Annotated in this window: 5 protein-coding genes and 1 riboswitch; of the genes, 3 read left to right on the forward strand and 2 right to left on the reverse strand. The window is 54.3% G+C overall.

The window, feature by feature from the left end:
* Positions 1 to 903, reverse strand: a 903-nt coding sequence (locus tag BG52_RS12700) for an ABC transporter permease (RefSeq protein ID WP_144340817.1), incomplete at its 3' end; no start/stop codon positions are given.
* Positions 904 to 907: 4 nt separating this feature from the next.
* A complete protein-coding gene (locus tag BG52_RS12705; RefSeq protein WP_036667394.1) occupies positions 908 to 2,041 on the reverse strand; it encodes a Fe(3+) ABC transporter substrate-binding protein in 1,134 nt (377 codons plus the stop codon).
* A 237-nt stretch (positions 2,042 to 2,278) separates the two neighbouring features.
* Between BG52_RS12705 and BG52_RS12710 the strand changes: the two genes are divergently transcribed.
* The 3 genes from BG52_RS12710 to BG52_RS12720 all read left to right on the forward strand — a co-directional run.
* Positions 2,279 to 3,022 (forward strand): sulfite exporter TauE/SafE family protein, encoded by a 744-nt coding sequence (locus BG52_RS12710; protein ID WP_036667396.1) that lies wholly within the window; start codon positions 2,279 to 2,281, stop codon positions 3,020 to 3,022.
* A gap of 144 nt (positions 3,023 to 3,166) precedes the next feature.
* A riboswitch (cyclic di-GMP riboswitch) is annotated at positions 3,167 to 3,255 on the forward strand.
* A 521-nt stretch (positions 3,256 to 3,776) separates the two neighbouring features.
* A complete protein-coding gene (locus BG52_RS12715) occupies positions 3,777 to 4,949 on the forward strand; it encodes a glycosyltransferase family 4 protein (protein ID WP_036579799.1) in 1,173 nt (390 codons plus the stop codon).
* Positions 4,946 to 5,423: metallophosphoesterase family protein (locus BG52_RS12720; protein WP_036667398.1), on the forward strand; the 478-nt coding region annotated here is incomplete at its 3' end. The genes BG52_RS12715 and BG52_RS12720, both read left to right, overlap by 4 nt.

Consider the following 5,423-nt stretch of genomic DNA (forward strand, 5'->3'; position numbering starts at 1 on the left):
CACCGCAGAACGCCACGGCCGCCCCCCCGCCAAGCCTATGAGCCTTGCCGGCACAAGCGGCGTGTTCTTGCTCGTCGTTGCGCTGAATCTGCGCTGTCCACGCAGAGATCTCTCCATCAACATGACGCCGATGATACCGACCAGGAACCACGCCGCCAGACGGGTTGCCGATTCGATATCGTACATCCCGAACCATGTAGTGAAAATTGCCGTCGAGAATGTCTGGATACCGAAATAATTCACGACGCCATAGTCGCTTAGAACCTCGAATGCCACTAACGTCAAACCGCCGGCAATGGCGGGGCGGGATAACGGCAGGGCCACCCGCATAAAAACGGCCAGCGGCTTTCGGCCGAGCAGCCGGGCATTCTCGATGTAAGCGCCGCTTTGGCGCTCGAGAAAAGACCGGGTTATCATATAAACATAGGGATATAGAAACATGGTGAAAATAAAAATGGCGCCTTTCATCGACATGATGTCAAACCATGACTGATCCGGCCTCACGCCGAGCGATCGCAGCGCCTTCTGAACGACGCCGGTGTAGCTCAGCATGTTGCTGTAGGTATAAGCCGCTATGTAAGGCGGAACAGCCAGCGGCAGCATCAGCGCCCAGCGAAAGAACGCCTTCATCGGAAAATCGTACGCCGCGATCAGCCAGGCTAGCGAGGCGCCGATCAGAACGGTAAAAAAGCCTGTGGCAACGACCAGCCAAACGGATTGCAGCACATAATCGCGCAGCATATACTGCTTGATGTGGCCCCAGTTCTCATTAGGTGCCGCGAACAGGGAAACCAGGATAGCAGCAATCGGCAGCAGGATAAATACCGCCGCCGGAAGACTGATCCATAACCAGCCGTTGCTATGTCTTTGTATGTCCCTAAGAAGCTTGGCTGGCCGTTGCATGTTTTTATTTCCAACCCACTTTATTCATAATTTCGACAGCCGTTTTATTATACTCGCCCAACTTGGCGAAATCCAGGTCCTGGGTTTTGAATGTTCCCCAGGAAGCGAGCAGTTCAGGCAGCGCCGCCTCGCCGTTCACCGGAAACTCGAAGTTCTCGGCGGACATCAGCGTCTGCGCTTCCTTTCCGGTCAGAAACTCAATCAGCTTGACCGCATTATCCTTATTCTTGCTGTATTTGATCAAACCCGCGCCGCTGATGTTGCGGTGCGTGCCAGTCGTCTCCTGGTTCGGGAAGAACACGCCGATCTGCTCGGAAACCTTAACCTCTTCCGGGTCGTCGGACACCGTCATTTGTCCTACATAATAAGTGTTCATAATCGCCACGTCGCCTGTGCCTGCGACGATGGCCTTTGCCTGGTCGCGGTCTCCTCCGTCCGGGTCGCGGGCCAGGTTGTTCGCAATGCCTTGCGCCCACTGCTCGGCCTTCTGTTCCCCGTCAATCGCAATGAACGAGGCGAGCAGCGATTGGTTATACAGATTGGTGGACGAGCGGACCAGCACCTTGCCCTTCCATTTCTCCGTCGCCAGATCCTCGTAAGTGGAAAGCTGCTCCGGCTTCACGCGATCCTTGGCATATGCAATGATACGCGCTCGTGTGGAGAGGCCAATCCACTCGTTGCCGGTGTCGCGAAGATCCATCGGCACCTGCGCGTCGATCACATCCGATTGCACGGGCTGCAGGACGCCTGCGAGCTTGGCGTTGTTCAGAACGCCTCCGTCCACCGTGATGAACAGGTCGGCAGGCGTGCTTTCTCCTTCGCGCTTAATGCGTTCGATCAGCTCTTCGGCCTTGCCTTCAACGACATTCACCTTAATGCCGGTTTTTTCCGTGAATTGGCCGAACAGTACTTTGTCGACATCGTAATTTCTGGCCGTGTACACATTGACAACTTGCTCTCCGCTTGCTTGACCGGAGGTGTTTTCCTTCGAGGCATTGTCCTTCGTTTTGTCATTCGCCGCAGACGTATCTGCGTTAGTCTTGCCCGTATTGGATGCGCCCGAGCTGCCGCAGGCCGCGAGCAACCCGATCGATAAAACGGCAGTGAGCAATAAAGTAATGACTTTAAATTTTCTCATGTCCGAAACAGTCTCCTTTAAACCTGGTAATGAAAATCATTATCAATCAGCGCTGATGAAATCGTACCATCCCCTGCAGGAAGTGTCAACAACACGCAGCGCTTATTTTTTTGAACATTATGTGATTAATAATAGTCATTATTATAAGATAATTCTTCACACTCTTTTCCGGCAAAATGAAGCCTTCCGGACAGCGCATTCATGCTATACTGGGGAAAACCACACCAAGGAGTATCCATGGATATTACGCCTATACAGCTGACGATTACCGTCATCTGCGCCTTGTTAATCGGTTTCTCCAAAACCGGTGTACCCACTTTGGGCCTGTTCGTCGCGGCTATCATGGCCACCGTCTATCCCGCGCGCGAATCGGTCGGACTCATTACCCCGATCCTGATCACAGGTGATATCATCGCGATTGTCTATTACCGCAAAGCCGTCGTGTGGAAGCATCTTCTCGTTCTGCTTCCTTGGGTGCTCGTCGGGCTCCTCGCCGGCTTCTTCGTGCTCGGCCGGATCGGCGACGGGCCGCTTTCCATTCTGATCGGCACCCTGGTTCTGCTGCTCATCGGTCTACATGTTTATAAGGACCGGCTGGAGAGCATGCTCAAGTTCGCCTTCACCAAATCGCCCGTCTTTAACGGATCGCTTGGAGTGCTCGCCGGGTTCACGACCATGATCGGCAACGCGGCGGGCAGCATTATGACGATCTATCTGCTGTCCAAGGGCATGAACAAAACCGCTTTCGTCGGCACGAGCGCCTTTTTCTTCTTTATCGTCAATGTCATTAAAGTGCCGTTCACCAGCTACCTGGGACTTATAACGCCGCAATCGCTGTTGCTTAACGCCTGGATGATCCCGGCGGTCGTCATCGGCGCAATTATCGGCTTCAAGGTGCTCCCGCTTATTCCTCAGAAACTTTTCCATGCCCTTATTCTCATCCTCGCGGCGCTCGGGGGACTTTATTTGATCTTGTTCTAGACCGCGTGTATGGAACAAGCGGGGGAACAGAGCGGCTCCCTAACTCCTCGGACCGTTCGACACGCGTTTTTTCATCCTGCTCCCAAAAAAAGTTGCATAAAAAGAAGGATAATCAAAAAAGTTGTCGAATTTCATTTAATTGCACGACGATAATGGCAAACTTCGGGAAATCGAAGGGCGCAAAGCTATAGGGGCTAAAGCAGGCTTGCCTGCCATGCCAGCCAGCTATCGAAGGGAGGTTGGGCCATATGAAGTTGCGTTACTTCGTAGTAATGGCAGCTATTGTAGCCATGTCCTTGGCTTCCATTGTCGGAAAACCATGGCGCTAAACCGAAGAAGGAAGAACTGGGGCTAACCCGGTTCTTTCTTTATATCTCTTTAAAACTCTTTATGCGGAGCTGTGATTTCATGATCAACTTTATTGTAGCCGGAGTAATTCTGTCTCTGCTTCTTAAGAAAAATCCCTTGACCATTCTGGCCGTCCCCTTGAAAGTGCCCTTTCTACTCATTGGATGCCTGCTGACACAAGTGTTGTTGGCCTTCATCGCCTCGACGAGGGGCTTGCAGTACCCTGTTATTCTTAGTTCAACATTTGTTGTTATGCTTATTGCGTTATTTCTGAATCGTCATCTATATGGGGTGAAGTGGATATTCCTTTCGTTGGTTTGTCCTCAAACTCGCTTTACAGAAACATATGTTCTAATATATCATAACTTTGGCAGGTTCGAAATGTCTGCCGGGAAGAGGAAAGCCGATGGATATTTTACAAGCGTTGTTTTTTCCCCCGGAGCAGCCGGGCGGCGTTTCTTCCATGGTGCCGTACATTCAGGAGCGTTTTAACAAGATGGGATGGAGCATGGAGTTGTTCTCCCTTCCAAAGCGGCTTCGCGGCAAAGGCCAGGAGGATTACGCCTTCGACACGTTCGACGTGTCCGAGTTCGACGGCAATCCGATCGCCGACAAATACAGGCAGACGCTGCGCGATTACATTTGGTGGACCAGAATGCGGATTACGAAGCGGTACGATCTCATCCATGCCCATCATCCGATCGCCGCGCTTGTCATGAAACGCTTATTTCCGGATACGCCCGTCATCATGACCATTCACTCGAGCTACGAACGGGAGCTAATTCTCAATGGGATAAGCGCCGAAGGCAGCGCGGAACACCGGTTTTTGACTTCGATATACGGCGAGCTGGAGGCCAAGGTCGACAAGCTGCTGACGGTGTCGGAATCGTTCCGCCGTTATATGGCGCCTTATGTGAAGGATGCTGCCGCTATCGGCGTCATTCCGAACGGCTTCGACGAGAAACGGTTCAAGCCGGTGTCCCATGAGAATGAGGTGCCGCAGCTGATTACCGTCTGCCGCCTTGTGCCGGCCAAGGGACTTGATGTGCTGCTTCATGCGTGCGCCAGGCTGAAGCGCAAAGGATACCCGTTCGTGCTGCATATAATCGGAGACGGTCCGATCCGCGAGGAGCTTGAGGCATTGGCGTCGCAGCTCGGGCTTTACGACGATATCATTTTTTACGGCTATATGCTGCACCCGGAGGAATTCATGCCTTTCTTCGACATTTTCGTCCTCCCGTCGCGCGCGGAAGCGTTCGGCTCGGTGTTCGCGGAAGCGGCGCTGTGCTGGCTGGCGCTGGTCGGGACGAATGTGGGCGGCATTGCCGAGCAGATCGAAGACGGCGTCAACGGACTGCTCGTGCCGCCGGACGATCCGGAGGCGCTGTGCCTGGCGCTGGAGAAACTCGTGTCCGACCCGAGCTTCCGGTATAACATGGCCCGGGCCGCTTGGGACAAAGCGAAGAAGGCTTACTCGCTGCAGCGTGTCCTATCGCAATTGAAAGCCGTTTATTCGGCGTACCCCGCGCCGTCCCGCGAGGCGCAGGATCAGACGGATTCGGAGGAGGAAGGACCGTGAGCGTTGCCTTTCGGTTCATTCATGCGGCGGATTTGCATCTTGACAGCCCGTTCAAAGGGCTGGGCGATGCGCCGCCCCGTGTTCGTCAGGCCCTGACGGAGTCGACGTTCGGAGCCGTTCGCCGGCTGACTGCGGCCGCGGTGTCGGCTAATGTCGACTTCGTCCTGCTGGCGGGCGATCTGTTCGACGCCGCGGATCGTTCGCTGCGCGCCCAGGCCTTTCTGCACCAGCAATGGGCGAAGCTTCGGGAGCACGGAATCGGCATTTACATCATCCACGGCAATCATGATCCGTTGTCCGGCGAACGGGCAAGGTTCGCGGTAATGGAGGGCGTGCATGTGTTCGGCGCCGAAGAGAAAGAAGGAAGGCCGGCTTACCGGAAAGACGGTGGGCTGGCCGCTTTTATATACGGGATGTCTTACGGGTCGCGGGCGGTAACCGACAATCTTGCGAGCCGCTACCGGCCAGCGGCGG

The sequence above is a fragment of the Paenibacillus darwinianus genome, assembly GCF_000598065.1.
Classification (GTDB): domain Bacteria; phylum Bacillota; class Bacilli; order Paenibacillales; family Paenibacillaceae; genus Paenibacillus_I; species Paenibacillus_I darwinianus.